The 15932-nt window shown below is 60.5% G+C and carries 14 protein-coding genes and 1 tRNA gene; 3 read left to right on the top strand and 12 right to left on the bottom strand.

The genetic code is table 11. From position 1 onward, the window contains the following. Window positions 1-63: 63 nt before the first annotated feature. A complete protein-coding gene (locus tag AACZ26_RS10025) occupies window positions 64-435 on the top strand; it encodes a hypothetical protein (RefSeq protein WP_339621221.1) in 372 nt (123 codons plus the stop codon). On the opposite strand, the gene AACZ26_RS10020 is transcribed toward AACZ26_RS10025, so the two are convergent. The 6 genes from AACZ26_RS10020 to AACZ26_RS09995 form a co-directional block, all read right to left on the bottom strand. Then, window positions 432-2135: a long-chain-fatty-acid--CoA ligase gene (locus tag AACZ26_RS10020; RefSeq protein ID WP_339621220.1), complete on the bottom strand. Its 1704-nt coding sequence runs from the start codon at window positions 2133-2135 to the stop codon at window positions 432-434. The genes AACZ26_RS10025 and AACZ26_RS10020 overlap by 4 nt on opposite strands. A gap of 66 nt (window positions 2136-2201) precedes the next feature. Next, window positions 2202-3179 carry a ribose-phosphate diphosphokinase gene (locus AACZ26_RS10015; protein ID WP_339621218.1) on the bottom strand — a complete coding sequence of 326 codons (978 nt, stop codon included), beginning with the start codon at window positions 3177-3179 and terminating at the stop codon, window positions 2202-2204. Window positions 3180-3219: 40 nt separating this feature from the next. Then, window positions 3220-4656, bottom strand: coding sequence for a bifunctional UDP-N-acetylglucosamine diphosphorylase/glucosamine-1-phosphate N-acetyltransferase GlmU (gene glmU / locus AACZ26_RS10010; protein WP_339621217.1), 1437 nt, complete (start codon window positions 4654-4656; stop codon window positions 3220-3222). 95 nt (window positions 4657-4751) lie between these two features. Beyond that, window positions 4752-5087: a hypothetical protein gene (locus AACZ26_RS10005; RefSeq protein ID WP_339621215.1), complete on the bottom strand. Its 336-nt coding sequence runs from the start codon at window positions 5085-5087 to the stop codon at window positions 4752-4754. Window positions 5088-5611: 524 nt separating this feature from the next. Continuing rightward, window positions 5612-6754: an ATP/GTP-binding protein gene (locus AACZ26_RS10000; RefSeq protein WP_339621213.1), complete on the bottom strand. Its 1143-nt coding sequence runs from the start codon at window positions 6752-6754 to the stop codon at window positions 5612-5614. A 640-nt stretch (window positions 6755-7394) separates the two neighbouring features. Then, window positions 7395-7466, bottom strand: a tRNA-Gln gene (locus AACZ26_RS09995). Window positions 7467-7615: 149 nt separating this feature from the next. Here AACZ26_RS09995 and AACZ26_RS09990 point away from each other — a divergent pair. Together AACZ26_RS09990 and AACZ26_RS09985 are read left to right on the top strand one after the other, a co-directional pair. After that, on the top strand, window positions 7616-8107 hold the full coding sequence (locus tag AACZ26_RS09990; RefSeq protein WP_100389650.1) for a MarR family winged helix-turn-helix transcriptional regulator: 492 nt from the start codon (window positions 7616-7618) through the stop codon (window positions 8105-8107). After that, on the top strand, window positions 8100-9176 hold the full coding sequence (locus AACZ26_RS09985; protein WP_339621211.1) for a putative sulfate exporter family transporter: 1077 nt from the start codon (window positions 8100-8102) through the stop codon (window positions 9174-9176). The genes AACZ26_RS09990 and AACZ26_RS09985 overlap by 8 nt, the downstream gene beginning before the upstream one ends. Window positions 9177-9213: 37 nt before the next feature. Here AACZ26_RS09985 and AACZ26_RS09980 read toward each other — a convergent pair whose 3' ends face one another. The 6 genes from AACZ26_RS09980 to metG all read right to left on the bottom strand — a co-directional run bounded on the left by AACZ26_RS09980 (window position 9214) and on the right by metG (window position 15741). Further along, window positions 9214-11049, bottom strand: a complete 1836-nt coding sequence (locus tag AACZ26_RS09980) for an ABC-F family ATP-binding cassette domain-containing protein (protein WP_339621208.1) — start codon at window positions 11047-11049, stop codon at window positions 9214-9216. Window positions 11050-11068: 19 nt separating this feature from the next. Continuing rightward, the gene (locus tag AACZ26_RS09975) at window positions 11069-12007 is read right to left on the bottom strand and encodes a 4-(cytidine 5'-diphospho)-2-C-methyl-D-erythritol kinase (protein WP_339621207.1); all 939 of its coding nucleotides are present in this window, start codon (window positions 12005-12007) and stop codon (window positions 11069-11071) included. A 97-nt stretch (window positions 12008-12104) separates the two neighbouring features. Continuing rightward, window positions 12105-12332, bottom strand: coding sequence for a 4-diphosphocytidyl-2C-methyl-D-erythritol kinase (locus tag AACZ26_RS09970; RefSeq protein WP_339621206.1), 228 nt, complete (start codon window positions 12330-12332; stop codon window positions 12105-12107). Between the two features lie 81 nt (window positions 12333-12413). After that, window positions 12414-13244, bottom strand: a complete 831-nt coding sequence (rsmA, locus tag AACZ26_RS09965) for a 16S rRNA (adenine(1518)-N(6)/adenine(1519)-N(6))-dimethyltransferase RsmA (protein WP_339621205.1) — start codon at window positions 13242-13244, stop codon at window positions 12414-12416. Then, window positions 13241-14164: a TatD family hydrolase gene (locus AACZ26_RS09960; protein ID WP_339621204.1), complete on the bottom strand. Its 924-nt coding sequence runs from the start codon at window positions 14162-14164 to the stop codon at window positions 13241-13243. The genes rsmA and AACZ26_RS09960 overlap by 4 nt, the downstream gene beginning before the upstream one ends. Next, window positions 14161-15741: a methionine--tRNA ligase gene (metG, locus tag AACZ26_RS09955; protein ID WP_339621202.1), complete on the bottom strand. Its 1581-nt coding sequence runs from the start codon at window positions 15739-15741 to the stop codon at window positions 14161-14163. Before metG ends, AACZ26_RS09960 begins: the two co-directional genes overlap by 4 nt. Window positions 15742-15932: the final 191 nt, after the last annotated feature.

Genomic DNA, 15932 nt, shown 5'->3' with positions numbered 1-15932 from the left:
CATTCGTGTCGTGAGGGTTCGCGCCGCACGATACCCAGCGGCGAGTGACAGAATGGCTGCACAATGAGCAACTTCGAGGAGAATCCCGAACTCGCAGGCTACGAGCCCCACGGGGAACGGCCGCTGCGTTCGCGCGCGTTCGTGTGGGTGATGCGCGTTGTTGTTGTGCTCGGGCTTATCGGCCTCGTCGTGCCCGGAATCGTCTCGGCCATGGGCACAGCGAACAACACCGCTAATCGCACGTGCGCTGTGTACACCGAGTATTTGGCACCTCAAGCGGTGTCCTACGACATCCGTTTCGAGCTTTCGGGCGACGGAGAACCGGGCTGGAAATGCTACGCGGTCGCTTTCAACGGAAATGAGACGCTGCTGCGATCTCTCGGGCTCATCCCCGGCCCCGCCATCATTCCCACGGGCCCGGCAGACAACACCTAGTTGCCTGCGAGCAATTGCTCGCGCACTTCACGACGCAAAACCTTGCCGATGAGGGATCGTGGCAGTTCGTCCACGACGACGACGCGCTTGGGCACTTTGTACGCTGCTAGATTCGCCCGCAACGACTCCCGTACCGCGTTCTCGTCGAGAGACTCGCCGTCGGCCAGAACGACAGCGGCGACGACATCTTCGCCGCTGTGCTCACTCGGTAAGCCGACGACCGCAGCATCCGCTATCGAGGGATGCTGTCGCAGCGCATCTTCCACTTCGCTCGGGGCAACGTTGAATCCGCCCGTGATGATGAGTTCTTTAATGCGGTCGACAATGCTCACAAAGCCGTCGCTATCGACCGCAACAATGTCGCCGGTGCGGAACCAGTCTTTGCCACCGTCGGTCGCGGAGACGAACACTTCAGCGGTCTCGTCTGGCTTTTGCCAGTAGCCCGAGAATACTTGCGGACCGCGCACGAGAAGCTCGCCCTTTTCGCCCGCTTGCCGATCCACCGTCGGGTTCTCGGGATCCACGACGCGGATCTCAGTATTGGGCAAGGGCAGCCCGACGGTTCCTGGGCGACGAGTAGGGCCGACAGGATTGGCCATCAGCACGGGGCTCGTCTCCGAGAGACCATAGCCTTCCACGAGAGTTCCGCCCGTACGCTCCTCCCACGGCTCCACGACGGACGCCGACAGGGGCATCGCCCCGGAGATCGCGATCTCGATGCCATTGAGGGAGACCCCTGCTGCGTCAGCTGCAGTAGTGAGGCGTTCGTAGATCGGGGGAACGGCCGGCAGGAACGTCGCCGGCCGCTTCTTGATGACGGCGAGCACAAGATCGGGGTCGAACTTGGGAAAGAGCACGAGTCGCGCGCCCATGCTCATCGCAAACGTCAGACAGAGGGTGAGGCCATAGGCGTGAAACATCGGGAGCACCGCGTAAACGACGGCCTTGCCACGGGGCACAGCAGGAACCCAGGCGCGCGCTTGCGCAGCATTGGTCGAGAGGTTCACGTGCGTGAGCATCGCTCCCTTAGGATTGCCCGTTGTCCCACTCGTGTACTGGATGAGTGCGAGATCATCAGCGTCGGGGCGCACGATGCGGGCATCGATGGGCTCAGACTTCAGCAAGTCTTCCCACACGATCGTTCCGCTGACCGGTGTGGTCAGGGCGGTTCGCGATTCTCGCGCTTTCGCTATCGGCAAACGCAAGAGCGCTCGAGTGATAAACGGCATTGAGCGTGTCACGTCGACAGAAATGATGGTTTCTGCGGCAATATCCGCGGGCAGATCCTGAACGGTAGAGACCACGTTGTTCCACGCAATCACGACACGCGCCTCGTGGTCTTCGAACTGATGCCGCAACTCGCGAGGAGTGTAGAGCGGGTTGTGCTCCACGACAACGGCACCGAGTCGCAGCACGGCATAGAACGCGACAATGTGCTGGGGACAGTTGGGCAAGACGAGTGCCACCCGGTCACCCTTTTGTACGCCGAGCAGTCGCAGGCCCTCGGCCGCACGGTCGATCTGATCGCCCAGTTCGCTGTAGGTGGTCTCACGACCAAAGAACTCCAGCGCGATCCCGCGCGGATACTCGGCGATAGACGCAGCCACGAGATCGTAGAGCGATCCCTCGGGCAGCGAGATCTCTTCAGGAACGCCGTCAGCGTAGTGAGCGAACCAGGGTCGGTCGGACAACACAGTCATGGCTTAACTGTATGTTGCGGATCGTCTAGCCAACTACACGATGGGCGCGGAGAACTCTCTCAGTGGTTAAGCAGCACCATCGAACATCGAGGTGACCGATCCATCATCGAATACTTCGTGGATGGCGCGAGCCAGCAACGGAGCGATCGGCAGGATCGTGAGCGTCGGGAACCGCTTGTGTTCCGGCACGGGCAGGGTGTCGGTAACAACTACTGAGTCGATGAAATCGCTTTGCAAAATCGTGGGAGCGGGGTCGGAGAAGATCGCGTGAGTTGCAGCGACAACGACCTTGAGGGCTCCAGCACGCTTGAGCGCTTCAGCAGCCTTAACGATCGTTCCGCCGGTGTCGATCATGTCGTCAACGAGCAGGCAAACTCGGCCATCAACATCACCAACGATGTCGTGAACGGTGACCTGGTTGGGAACCAGCGGGTCACGGCGCTTGTGGATGATCGCAAGAGGTGCGCCGAGCTTGTCGCTCCAGATATCGGCAACGCGAACGCGGCCCATATCGGGGCTGACCACCGTGAGGGTTTCAGGGTCAAGCTGCTGCTTGAAATGCTCAAGCAGCACCGGCATGGCGAAAAGGTGGTCGACAGGGCCGTCAAAGAATCCCTGAATCTGAGCAGCATGCAAATCGACACTCATGATGCGGTCTGCGCCTGCGGCCTTGTACAGATCAGCAATGAGGCGCGCGCTGATCGGCTCGCGACCGCGACCCTTTTTGTCTTGACGGGCGTAGGGGTAGAAGGGCGAGACAACAGTGATGCGCTTGGCGGAAGCACGTTTGAGGGCATCCACCATGATCAGTTGCTCCATGAGCCACTCGTTGATGGGCTCGGTGTGCGACTGGATGACGAAGGCATCGCAACCGCGAACGCTTTCGTCGTAGCGGGCGTAGATTTCACCATTCGCGAAGGTGCGTGCGTCGGTGGGCACGAGCTCGCTGCCGAGCTCTTCAGCAATGTCGATCGCGAGTTGCGGGTGCGCGCGCCCGGATACAAGCACGAGTCGCTTTTGACCGGAAATCTTGATGCTGGCCACGTGGGGACTCGCTCTCTGCCGCGGTTACGGCGTGCTTCGGTCAGGCGTCGTTATCGTCGTTTGCTGCTGCAGCTGCCTGAGCTGCTGCAGTACCCGCCCGATTGGTTTCAACCCAGCCACTGATATTGCGCTGTGGAGCGACGTTGATGCCTAGTGAGCCCGCCGGTACATCTTTTCGGATGACCGAACCGGCTCCGGTGTACGCTCCGTCACCAATCCTAACCGGAGCGACGAACACGTTGTGCGATCCGCTGCGCACATGCGAGCCCACTACTGTTCGGTTTTTGTTCACGCCGTCGTAATTTGCCGTGATCGTTCCGGCACCTACATTGGACTGTTCACCCACTTCGGTGTCACCGATGTAGCTGAGGTGAGGCACCTTGCTGCCCTCACCAATGCTGGAATTCTTTGTTTCGACGAAGGTGCCGATCTTGCCGCTGACGCCCAACCGGGTGTTGGGGCGCAGGTAGGCGAAGGGCCCGACAGAGGCGTTGGCACCGATCACGCTGAGAGTTGCATCAGTGCGCTTCACGACAGCATTCTCGCCAACCTCACAGTCAACAAGGGTCGTGTCTGGCCCGATGATGGCACCGGATTGAACCAGCGTTGCGCCCTTGAGCTGAGTGCCCGGCAAGATTTCAACATCGGGGTTGAGGGTGACGTCGGCATCGATCCAGGTCGTTGCAGGGTCTTCAATCGTGACGCCAGCGCGCTGCCATTTCTGCACGATGAGTTCGTTCATACGACGAGCAGCTTCGGCCAGTTGCACGCGGTCGTTGACCCCGGCGACCATCCAGCCGGCGGTCACGGGCATAGCAGCGACCGTTGCGCCGACCCCGCGAAGCAGACCGACAACATCGGTGATGTATTTCTCGGCTTGAGCGTTGTCAGTTGTGATGCGAACGAGTTGCTCGCGCAATGGCCCGACCTGGAACACGTAGGTTCCCGAATTGATTTCTGTGATCGCAATCTCGTCGGCGTTGGCATCTTTTTGCTCAACGATGCGGTCGAGGCCACCATCGGCACCGCGAACGACGCGGCCGTAGCCTGTGGCATCGTCGAGGATGGCAGAGAGCACGGTTGCCGCGGCCGACTGCGTGCGGTGCTGCTCAAGAAGCGACGCAAGAGTGGCCGAGTCGAGGAGGGGAACATCGCCGCTGACGACAACGACATCCCCATCGAAGTCGGCAGGCAAGGAATCAACGGCAACCTCGACGGCGCGACCGGTGCCCGGAATGTCATCTTGATCAACGATCAGGATGTCGGGCATGAGTTCGGTGAGCGTTGCTACCACTTCGTCACGCTGATGACGCACGACCGCGATGACGTGGTCGGGGTTGAGCTCGCGCGCGGAGGCAACGACGTGCCCAATGAGCTCACGGCCAGCAAGGCGGTGCAGAACCTTGGGCTTGGCAGACTTCATGCGAGTGCCTTGGCCTGCTGCGAGAACAATGACGGCGAGTGTGTGTTCGGTCATAGACCTATTGTGCCCTGAATGAGCCGCACTCAGAACGCGCGCCGAGAACTCGGTAAGAACTGGGAAGAAGCGGGAGATTCTTCCGTCTAGCGCGGTTAGCGGTTCAAACTGTCCTCGTAGGCAGCAGCCGCGGCCTCAAGCTCCCACGACTCCACGAACGGATCTTCCGGAATCAAGTACGGGCGTTCGATAGTTGTGCCATTCGAACAGACGTAATCGTTGTGCCAGTCGTCGTCGTAAGTCGGGTCTGAGAAACAGAGCCATCCCCCACTCGCCTCGCTTTCGGCGGGCTGTTGATCTGCGGAGTTTTCGCCCTCGATTTGAGGGCGCTCTTGAGACGGTTGATAGTCGTCTTGAATGTCGGGATAGGACGAACATCCCGCGAGCGCCAGCACAGCCACGACGAGCAGAACAACAGAGCGGCGATACATCGGCGGCAAAGCCTCTCGGGTTTAAGCGGTGAGCGAGTCAGGAATCATCCAGAGAGTACAGCGGCAATCAAACGTCAGCTAGCCCCCAACTCAGGGTTCAGCCCAGGTCGCGCAACACCCCACATGCGACCCCTGACGCAACCGATTCGCAAGAACTTTGCGGGGACCAAAATAATCGAGTCATTCATCCGTTGGCGGCGAAGACTGTGCCCACACCTGTGCGAATCTGTCCGCGACCTGAGAAAGCGGCCAAACCAACTTGAGTCCGTCCTCGACCGAGTGCACTTGATCGGCCAGGGGTGGGAACACAACAAACTCGTGCGGTATCACCCTGCCGGCGGCATCGCGGCGTCCGAGCGGGTCGGGGAATCGCAGAGCGACCAGATTTCCGACGCGGCAATAGGCCTCTGATCGCCCCTCGACACCAGCGAACACAGCGTCGTATTCCGGCAGAGGATCGCTGAAGCCGCCTCGTTCAAGGAATCTGAATCCCCACGTTTTCCCTCTGGTTGCCCAGATCAGCTTCATAGAAGGCTCCGTAGAAATATTCTTTCCTCTTCGGCCTTGTACAGGTCTGCCCGGAACTTCGTGAGCACCGCTGTGAGGTCTTCCTGTTTAGCGATGCCTTGCGCGTCGAGGTCAGCCACTTTCTTTTCTAGGTTCTTTGCGTACTCCGCGAGTGCCGGGCCAGCCTGGGCCAAGAGGAAGCCCGCGACGGCGGCAGCTTTGTTCTTCGAGCCGATAAGTTTTGCAATTCCACCTCCCAAAATTCCGAGGCCGAACGACACAACCTCGGCGTTCTCTAGAAGCTTGAGCGCTACCTTTCGACCGATATGACCAGCTTGAACCCACCGGAGCTGTCGCTCGAAGGCAAACACTGATGCCAGAGGCAGCACCAGATCAAGCCCAACACGTTTGGAGACCTCGATCTTGTTCGCTTCGAATTTTGCGGACGAGAAGATAACGAAGTCCTCACCGACAGAAAGTGCACGATTGGATTCGACCATAGTTGCGAGCACATCCCGCAGCTTCTCCATGTCCGCCCCCGCCTTGCCCAACAGAAGATCCCTGAATTCGTAAACGTCCATATCTGGAACAAGATCGGACTTCGAGAGGGCGAGGATCCAGATACGTGGAAAAGTAACGAGAGGCTTTCCGTTGTCTAGCAGGTCGTCGCGCATCAGCAGCAATGCGTTGCAGTAATTGGTAAAAAGAGACTTGAGATATCTCTCCTCTTCGCCGACGTTATCCAGGAGACGCTGCCCATCCACCATCAGGAAAGCGACGTCTGATTGAAGCAGATCACCGAACGTGTCGATCCGGCGTTGAGCTTCTTCGGGGCCGCTCACATCGCGTTCGAACCACTCACCGGGATAGTCATGCCACACCACTCGAAGGGCATCGGCGCCGGCTTGCTTGGCCGCCTTGGCTTGAGCCCTATGCTTCACTTTGACCAAGAACGAGTAGGACTTAGCCGAGAAACGGTTGGTTTCGGGCAGCGTCGCCGACTGTTTCATTCCCAAGTAGTTTTGGGAGAGATGGGTTCCTTGCGACGGATTCTCGGCTAGGACGTTGAACCCATGCTTTTTGATATTGTGTGGCTCTTGTGCGGCACCGTAGAAAGACGAGAGCAGGACTGTCTTCCCGCTTCCGCTCTCGCCGAACACTGCGATGTGCTGCTCAAGTTTGCGACTCTTCTTCATATGTCGAACATACGGTAGCGAGAGCTTGACTAGTCGCAACTAGCCCGCGTGGATAGATCGATTACTGCCGACGGTGTCATATAGCATCCGTCCATGGAGACTCCAATGGCACCGAAAGACCTAGCGCAACAGCTCGGGTATGACGACGAGGGACGAGCAGTGCGGCGTGTGCTTCGTCAAGGATTCCCCGATCACCCCATGAATTCCAGATGGGAACCGCTATCTCCTCAGCAGATCGCCTTCGTTCGCGAACATCTGAGCTCGCGCCGCTAGGGCGGGAGCGACGAGCGAGCCTTCTACCTTCCGAATCTGATCGAACTCGGAAACCGGCCAGAAGCAAGAGTCTGTACAGACCTACATCTACCTGCCGCGCCCAGAGAAGAAGCCCGCGCCGCCGTACCCTAGCTCAAGATTGCGTGAGCGATGAAGCAACTGGAGAGACTGTCCTCGCCGAAAACGAGCACCGAAGGGCGCCCAACCGGCCCGACAAAGCACAAAGCCGGAACCTCGACGTGAAGTCGGGTTCCGGCTTTCTCTTTGCCCTGAAATCCTTCTGAAAGGGTCTCGACAATAGGAGCGCTTGGGTCTCCACAATCTCTTACAGCTCCGCCTCTAGGATTCGAACCTAGACTGGACAGCTCCAAAGGCTGCCGTGCTGCCGTTACACCAAAGCGGACCGCACCCGAAGGCGCGCATCAATTCTGCCAGATCATTGGCCGTCTGTCGTGCACGTAGCCCGATTCGGAGCCTTCACACACGTTTCTTCAGGGTTCTCGGGCGCGTTTGTGGCGCACATCCGGGGATTGAAGCTGAGATAATAACCGGATGCCCCAACGCGACGAAGTCGACCGAATTGTCGAAGCGTGGTCGCGCGAGCGCCCCGATCTCGACTTTGCGCCGTTGCATGTTCTCAGCCGTGTCGGTCGCCTTGCCAAGCACCTCGAACGCGCCCGTAAGGCCGCTTTTGCTGTCGCGGGCGTCGAGCCGTGGGAGTTCGACGTGCTTTCTGCCCTGCGCAAGGCCGGCGCTCCATACCAGTTGAGTCCGACTGCTCTCGTGCAGCAGACAATGGTTTCGAGCGGCACGATGACGAACCGCATCGACCGCATGGTGGCCCGCAAACTAGTAGAGCGTCGCACCGACCCCAATGATGGTCGCGGAGTGATTGTGATCATGACGGCCAGTGGGCGCGAACGCGTCGATGAGGCCATCACTTCTCTCGTGCATGACGAGACAGCCCTGCTGGCGCGCATGTCTCCCCTGGAACAAGAACGATTGAGCTCCCTGCTCAGAAAGTTGAGCCTCGACGGTGAATAACCTGCAAGCCCCGACCGCGTTTCGCCGCAACTCCCCCGGGCTCGGTCTTGCGCTTGCCGCTTTTGCTCTCGCTCTGCTGATCAGTTTTCTCGTGCCGGCGATACCGACCCTGACCGCGTGTGTCGTGTTGGGCATCCTCTTCGCCGCCCTGCCCTGGCGCGATTCGGTTCGCGCCGACGTGAAGCCGGGCCTGGCGATTGCTTCCCGACGTTTGCTACGCATCGGTGTTGTGTTGCTCGGCTTCAAGCTGAGCCTCGTGAACATTGCCGAGCTGGGCTGGCTCGTGCTCGGCATGATCGTGGCAATTGTCGTCATCACGTTCTTCTTCACGTGGGGCCTCGGACGGATGCTGCGCCTGCCCGGCCAGCAACCGGTGCTGATCGCTGCCGGATTTTCAATCTGTGGCGCTTCGGCCATCGGCGCTATGGCGGGTGTCACTCGCGCGAAGGACTCCGACACGGCTACCCCGATTGCGCTTGTCACACTGTGTGGCACCCTCGCCATCGCACTGCTCCCTGCCTTGCGCCCCCTCCTCGGTCTCGACACGGCAGAGTTCGGCATGTGGGTTGGCGCGAGCGTGCACGACGTCGGGCAGGTCGTCGCTACGGCTCAAATCGCGGGAGCGACCGCTCTCGCCGTTGCTGTCGTGGTGAAGCTGACCCGGGTCGCAATGCTCGCTCCCATGGTCGCGCTCGCCGGTGTGGTCGCCGCGCGGGCCGACCGCGTACAGGCGGCAGCCGCGAGCGAAGCCGGCGAACCTGCCGCCGATCGTGACGAAGTCAAGCGCCCGGCTATCCTGCCCCTGTTTGTCGTCGGCTTTCTTGCTGCCGTGCTCGTGCGCACCTTCATTCCGCTACCCGATGGCTTTCTCGAGGTGGCGGCTTACGGTCAAGAGCTCGTGCTCGGCATGGCGCTTTTTGGGCTCGGCGCTTCGATCAGCATCGGCAATCTGGTGCGCACGGGAGGTCGCGCCCTCGTGGTCGCGCTGATCTCATGGGCAGTCATCGCACTGCTCTCTTACGGCGCAGTTGAAATTGCGCGCGCTGCAGGCGTTGCGGCACTCGGCTAGAGCAAGCCTGCAGGGCGCTACGGCCTTCAGCGGCGCGCTACGAGAGCAGTTCGTCGAGTTCGAGCCAGCGGGTCTCGACGGTGTCGAGGGCCTCTTGCAGAGCCTGCTGTTCGCCCACGAGAGCGCCAAGGCCGGCGAAGTCTGACTGGTCGTGCGCGGCCATACGCTGGTGAAGTTCTGCAATCTGGTCCTGAAGCTTGGCGATTTTGCGACCAGCCGCAGCGTGCTCCTTTTGCGAGTTGCGCAGTTCTGCACCGCCCAACTTGGGTTTCGCTTTTGCGGCCGTGGCATCCGGAGCGCCCGCGGCAGCGCCCGAAGCGTTGCCCGAGGAACCCTTGAGCTGCTGAGTGCGCAATTCGAGGTACTGGTCGACCCCGCGCGGCAAGTGACGGAAGTTGCCCTCCATCACGGCGTACTGCTGGTCGGTGACGCGCTCGAGCAGATACCGGTCGTGGCTGACGACGAGGAGCGTGCCGGGGAAGGTATCGAGGAGGTCTTCGATGGCCGCGAGCATGTCGGTATCGAGGTCGTTAGTTGGCTCATCCAGAATCAGCACGTTGGGCTCGGAGAGCAAGATCAGCAGCAGTTGCAGTCGGCGCTTCTGACCACCCGACAGGTCTTTCACGGGAGTGGAAAGCTGCGTGCTCGTGAAACCGACCCGCTCGAGCATTTGGGTCGGCGTCATCTCTTTGCCGCCCGTGACATAGGTGCTCTTGTGACGACCGATGACAGTGCTGACGCGCTCGTTCCACACGTCTTCGAGCTCGGCAAGCTGCTGGGTGAGAGTGGCGACCTTGATCGTCTTGCCGCGCTTAACCCGACCCTTTGTGGGCAAGAGGGTTCCCGAAACGAGTGACAGCAGCGTCGACTTTCCCGCACCGTTTACGCCGAGGATGCCCGTGCGCTCGCCCGGAGCAATGCGCCAGGTGAGATCTTTCAACACTGTCTTGTCCGTCGTCGAGCCGGATGCCGGGTCGGTGACCTGATAAGTGACGGTCACGTCTTCGAGGTCAACGACATCCTTACCGAGGCGTTGCATCGCCATCGACGACAGCGAAACGCTATCGCGGGCTGGCGGCTCATTCTCGATGAGTTCGTTGGCGGCATCAATGCGGAACTTCGGCTTCGTCGTGCGCGCGGGAGCGCCGCGACGCAACCATGCCAACTCTTTGCGCATAAGGTTCTGACGCTTCGACTCCGAGGCAGCCGCCATGCGGTCACGCTCCACGCGCTGCAGAATGTAGGCCGCGTAGCCGCCCTCGAAGGGCTCGATCAGGCGATCGTGCACCTCCCACGTGGCGGTGCAGATCTCGTCGAGGAACCACCGGTCGTGAGTGACGACCAGCAGCCCACCGGCGTTCGTGCCCCAACGGCGCTTGAGGTGGCCGGCAAGCCACGAAATACCTTCAACGTCGAGGTGGTTAGTGGGCTCATCCAAGAAGATGACATCCCAGTCACCGATTAAGAGAGCAGCGAGGGCAACACGGCGACGCTGACCACCGGAGAGGTCGCCCACTTTGGCTTCCCACGGGATGTCAGCGGCGAGGCCCGCAATAACGTCGCGAACCTTAGGGTCGCCCGCCCAGACGTGCTCATCAATATCGCCGATGACGGTCTCGTGCACCGTCTTGCTGCCGTCGAGTTCGTCGGCCTGGTCGAGCATGCCAAGGCGCACACCGTTGCGACGCGTCACGCGACCCTCGTCGGGCTCCAGACGGCCGGAGAGCATCCGCATGAGGGTAGTTTTGCCGTCACCGTTGCGACCGACGATGCCAATACGGTCGCCCTCGTCGAGACCGATCGTGACATTGTCGAAGATTACGCGGGTCGGAAATTCAAGATGAAGGGACTCAGCGCCAAGAAGGTGTGCCATTCAGGCAAGCCTAGCCGGGTTAGTCGTTAATGATTCGCGCGCCGTGAACGGGACCGGTCGCCCGCACCACGTTCATTTGCGCTGCACTCAGCGCGATCTGCAATTCGAGAGCCGAATCAAGGTCGGCCGTGAGGAACGCGACAGTGGGACCGGAACCTGAAACGACTCCGGCGAGAGCACCATTTTTCTCGCCAAGCTCAATCACTGAGGCCAACGAGGGCTGCAGCTTGAGCGCGGGTGCTTGAAGGTCATTGTGAAGACACTCGGCGAGCATGTGCGGATCGCCCGCGCGGAGAGCTTGCAACACGTCAGAGTCGACCGACGGTGCAACTTCGGCGGGAAAAATGTCTTGAGAGTGACGCTGACGGTGCTTGTCGAGCTCGGTGTACACCTCCGGAGTGGAGAGCCCGTAGTCGGCGAGCGCCAAGACCCACTGAAACTGCCCCTTGGCGAGAGCCGGGCTGAGCTGGTCGCCACGACCCGTTCCGATTGCGGTTCCGCCGGTGAGCGCAAAGGGCACGTCGGAACCCAATTCAGAAGCAAGGCCGAGCATTTCTTCGCGAGAGATGTTGGTGCCCCACAGCGCGTCACAGGCCAGGAGGGTTGCCGCGGCATCCGCGGAGCCACCGCCCATTCCCCCCGTAACAGGAACGTGCTTGTCGATTTCGAGGCGAACGCCGCCGCGGTAGCCAGTGCGACGCGCAAGTAGTCGAGCCGCCGTGATCGCGATATTCGAACCGTCAGTGGGCACGCGGGAAAGATTGACCGTGCCGGTAACCGACACCGAGAAGTCGTCGGCAGGAAAAGCGCGAACATCTTCGTAGAGAGAAACTGCTTGATAAGCAATGGCGACGTCGTGGTAACCGTCATCAAGGAGCGAGCCCACTTTGAGAAAGACGTTGACCTTGCCAGGGGCACGAGTGTGAACCATTGTGGAGGCTGCCGGGACGGTAGTCATTCTCCAAACTTACCGTGCAGAACGTACCTGTCTGTGCGCGGGCTGGGGATAACGCGCACTTGCGCACAATTGTGAGGGTCTCGTTACACCTCCGAAATTACTTCGAAATCGTCAGACCCCGAACGGCGGCATAGCGCGCAGTCACGCCTTCTACCCACTCGGCGTTTACGTGAGAGGCGTTTGCCTCAAACCAGGCCACAAATTCTTCGTGCTGCCATGTCGTCGCACCCGCCATATCGAGAAAGGCGAACCATTCATCCGGATGCCGGCCCGTTCCTTCCAGAACGTCGCGGTCACTGGGGGTGCTGTTCGTTGCGTCCGACATGAGGCCAACCTACCGTCGTTTGGCACCAAACGGAATGGTTGAGTTCAGGGGCGTCGCAACAATCGCGAGGAGCGTAAGACTTTAGGCCGCGCGCGCAATAGCAAGAAAATCGAGCACCGTGAGCTCCTCGCCTCGAGCGGTAGGAGCGATACCCGCCGCAACAAGTCGCTCAGAGGCGGCCGTCGAGCTGCCGAGAACGCCAGAGAGCGCCTGACGCAGCATTTTGCGACGCTGCTGGAACGCGGCATCCACCAGTGCGAACGTCGCCTTGCGCTCCTCGATCGTGCCTGGCTGTTCGCGACGCTCAAAACGCACAAGCACCGAGTCGACGTTGGGCACAGGCCAGAACACTTGACGACTCACGAGACCAGCCGTCGAAAATTCGCCATACCAAGCCGCCTTGATGCTCGGCGCACCGTAGACCTTGCTGCCCGGGCCCGCCGCGACACGATTGCCGACCTCGGCCTGCACCATCACGAGACCGCGGTCGAGTGAATCGAAGTGCTCCAAGAAATGCAACAGCACCGGAACCGAGACATTATAAGGCAGGTTCGCGACGAAAACACGGGGGTCGTTCGGCAACGCACTCACGCGCAACGCATCGTCGGTGATGACCGTGAGTTGAGCATCCGGCTGCAGCTGACTGACCGTGATGGGCAACTGGGCAGCAAGCCGCTTGTCGATCTCGACAGCGACGACGGATGCCCCGGTCTCCAGAATCCCCAACGTCAACGAACCTAGCCCAGGCCCGACCTCGACCACTGTTTCGCCAGAGACGACGTGGGCGGCCTTGACGATACGGCGCACCGTGTTGGGATCGATGACAAAGTTCTGGCCCAGCTTCTTGGTGGGCTGAATGCCGAGCAGATCAGCAAGATCGCGGATCTCCGCAGGACCGAGCAGGGTGTTCATCGCGTGCCTACATTCTCGGATAATTCGGTATCCCACGAACCATACACAGCCTCGGTCGTCGCGGCGAGCTGCGAGGAGAGTTCAAGTTCGTTGATCTCCAAATGCGCTGCCATCGCCCGCACCGTGTACGGCATCAGGTAGGGAGCGTTCGGGCGGCCGCGCAGCGGATGCGGCGTGAGATAGGGAGCATCGGTCTCGACCATGATGCGGTCGAGATCAATCACCGACAGTGCTTCGCGAAGATTCGCGGCGTTCTTGAACGTCACCGTGCCCGCAAACGACAAAAACCAGCCGTTATCGGCCGCGATACGCGCCATAGCGGCGTCGCCCGAGAAACAGTGGAAGACGGTTCTCTCCGGCGCACCCACCCGCAACAAAGTCTCAATGACCTCGTCATGGGCATCGCGATCGTGAATCTGCAGCGCTAAGCCGTGGCGCTTAGCAATCGCAATGTGCTCTTCAAAAGAACGGAACTGCGCGGGGCGACCCTCGTCGTCCGTGCGGAAAAAGTCGAGACCCGTTTCGCCAACCGCGCGCACGCGAGGCAGTGCTGCGAGTTCGTCGATCGCGGCGAGCGCAGCATCCAACTCCCCCGCCTTCTCAAGCTCGGGAGCATCGTTCGGGTGGATCGCTACCGCAGCAAGAACCTGCGGGTGGGTAGCCGCGAGCTCGGCCGACCAGCGACTCGTCGCGACATCCGTGCCAACCTGAACTACGCCACGAACCCCCACCGAGGCAGCGCGTGCCAAGTGTTCGTGAAAATCGAGCTGGTTATCCGGCCCACCATCGGCGATCTCGAGGTGCGTGTGATTGTCGTAGACAACGCCCTCAAGAGGTTCCGGCAGCGGCGGATACTGCAGCTTCTCGTTCGCCTTCTCCTCGGCGCTGCGATGACGCTGTCTGATGAACGGTTCGGTCACGCCGTGCCGCTCTCGGCATCCACTTCGATGCGCGGGAACAGCGATGACTCGAGGGCTGTGACTCGCCCGGAGTGCGACCAGCTCTGGGCGTCATCGATGCGCTGCTCGCTCAGTTCGCCGACGCCACCAATAGCGGTCCACAGTTTGGCCGTTGCCTTGGGCAGCACTGGAGACAGCAAGATCGCGAGTGTGCCCAGACCGTTGACGGTCGTGGCAAGCACCGTACCGAGTCGTTCGCGCTTAGCGGGGTCTTTTGACAGCGCCCAGGGCTCTTGCTCGGTGATGTACCCGTTGAGTTCATCCACGAGTTCCCAGACCGATGAGAGTGCTTCATTGATTGCAAACTTGTCGATGAACGTGTTCGATTTCTCGGTCGCACGCTTCTGGGTGGCGACGATCGCTTCATCGGATGCCGTGAGCTCACCGAGCGCCGGAATCTCACCATCGAAGTACTTGTTCACCATCGCGATGACGCGCGAGGCGAGGTTGCCGAAGCCGTTGGCCAGTTCTGCTTGGTAGCGCGCGCTCAGGTCTTCCCAGCTGAAGGAGCCGTCTTGACCGAAGGTGATGGCGCTCATGAAGTAGTAGCGGAAGGCATCGGAACCGAAGGTGTCGGTGATTTGGCTAGGGGCGATGCCGGTCAGCTTCGACTTGGACATTTTTTCGCCGCCGACTAGCAACCAGCCGTGACCGAAGACGGCGCGCGGCACGGGCAGGCCTGCTGCCATGAGCATGGCTGGCCAGATGACGGCGTGGAAGCGGGCGATGTCTTTGCCCACAAGTTGCACGGCGGGCCAGCGCTTGGCGAACTGTTCGTCGTCGACGCCGTAGCCGATGGCGCTGACGTAGTTGAGCAGAGCGTCGAACCAGACGTACACGACGTGGGTTTCGTCCCAGGGCACCTTGACGCCCCAGTCGAAGCTCGAGCGAGAGATAGAGAGGTCGTCGAGGCCCTGCTTGACGAACTGCACGATTTCGTTGCGCACGCTCGCGGGCTGCACGAAGTCGGGCTGGCTTTCGTAGAGGTCGAGCAGCTTCTGCCCGAAGTCGCTCATGCGGAAGAAGTAGTTCTTTTCCTTGAGAATCTCGACGGGGCGCGAGTGGATCGCGCACACGAGTTGGCCCTTGTACTCACCATCGGGAGTGGTAACGAGGTCGTCGAGCTGCTTGTACTCTTCACAACCGACGCAGTAGTAGCCCTCGTACTCGCCCGCGTAGATGTGACCATCGTCGTACAGACGCTGCAAGAACGTGGCAACAGCCTTCTCGTGACGTTCATCGGTCGTGCGGATGAAGTCGTCGTTCGCGATGTCGATTGTCTCGAGCAGCGGCTGCCATGAGTCGGCAACGAGACGGTCGGCCCACTCCTGTGGGGTCGTGTTGTTTGCGACTGCGGTGCGCAGAATCTTCTGGCCGTGCTCGTCGGTGCCGGTGAGCAGCCAGGCGTCTTCACCTCGCTGACGGTGCCAGCGTGCAAGAACGTCGGCGGCCACCTCCGTATACGCGTGCCCGATATGGGGAACGTCGTTCACATAGAAGATGGGCGTCGCAATGTAGAAGGAGTCGCCGGCAGACATGCCTTCATTGTATTCGCCTGTGTTGATTGATTACGCCGGGCGCGGGGTGAGTGCTGTCGCAGGCTGTTACCCAGCGCTCAAGCGACTCAGAATCCGGATCCCACCCCACTGAATGTGGGAACGTGTGGCTTTTTCTTTATTTGTGTTGCAATAACGATAAAACGGGCGTATTCTCACAGACACGCGGTCAG

The organism is uncultured Salinibacterium sp., from assembly GCF_963974405.1.
GTDB lineage: Bacteria > Actinomycetota > Actinomycetes > Actinomycetales > Microbacteriaceae > Rhodoglobus.
The sequence above is the reverse complement of the archived record's forward strand: the minus strand, read 5'-3'. Positions and strand labels throughout refer to the sequence as shown.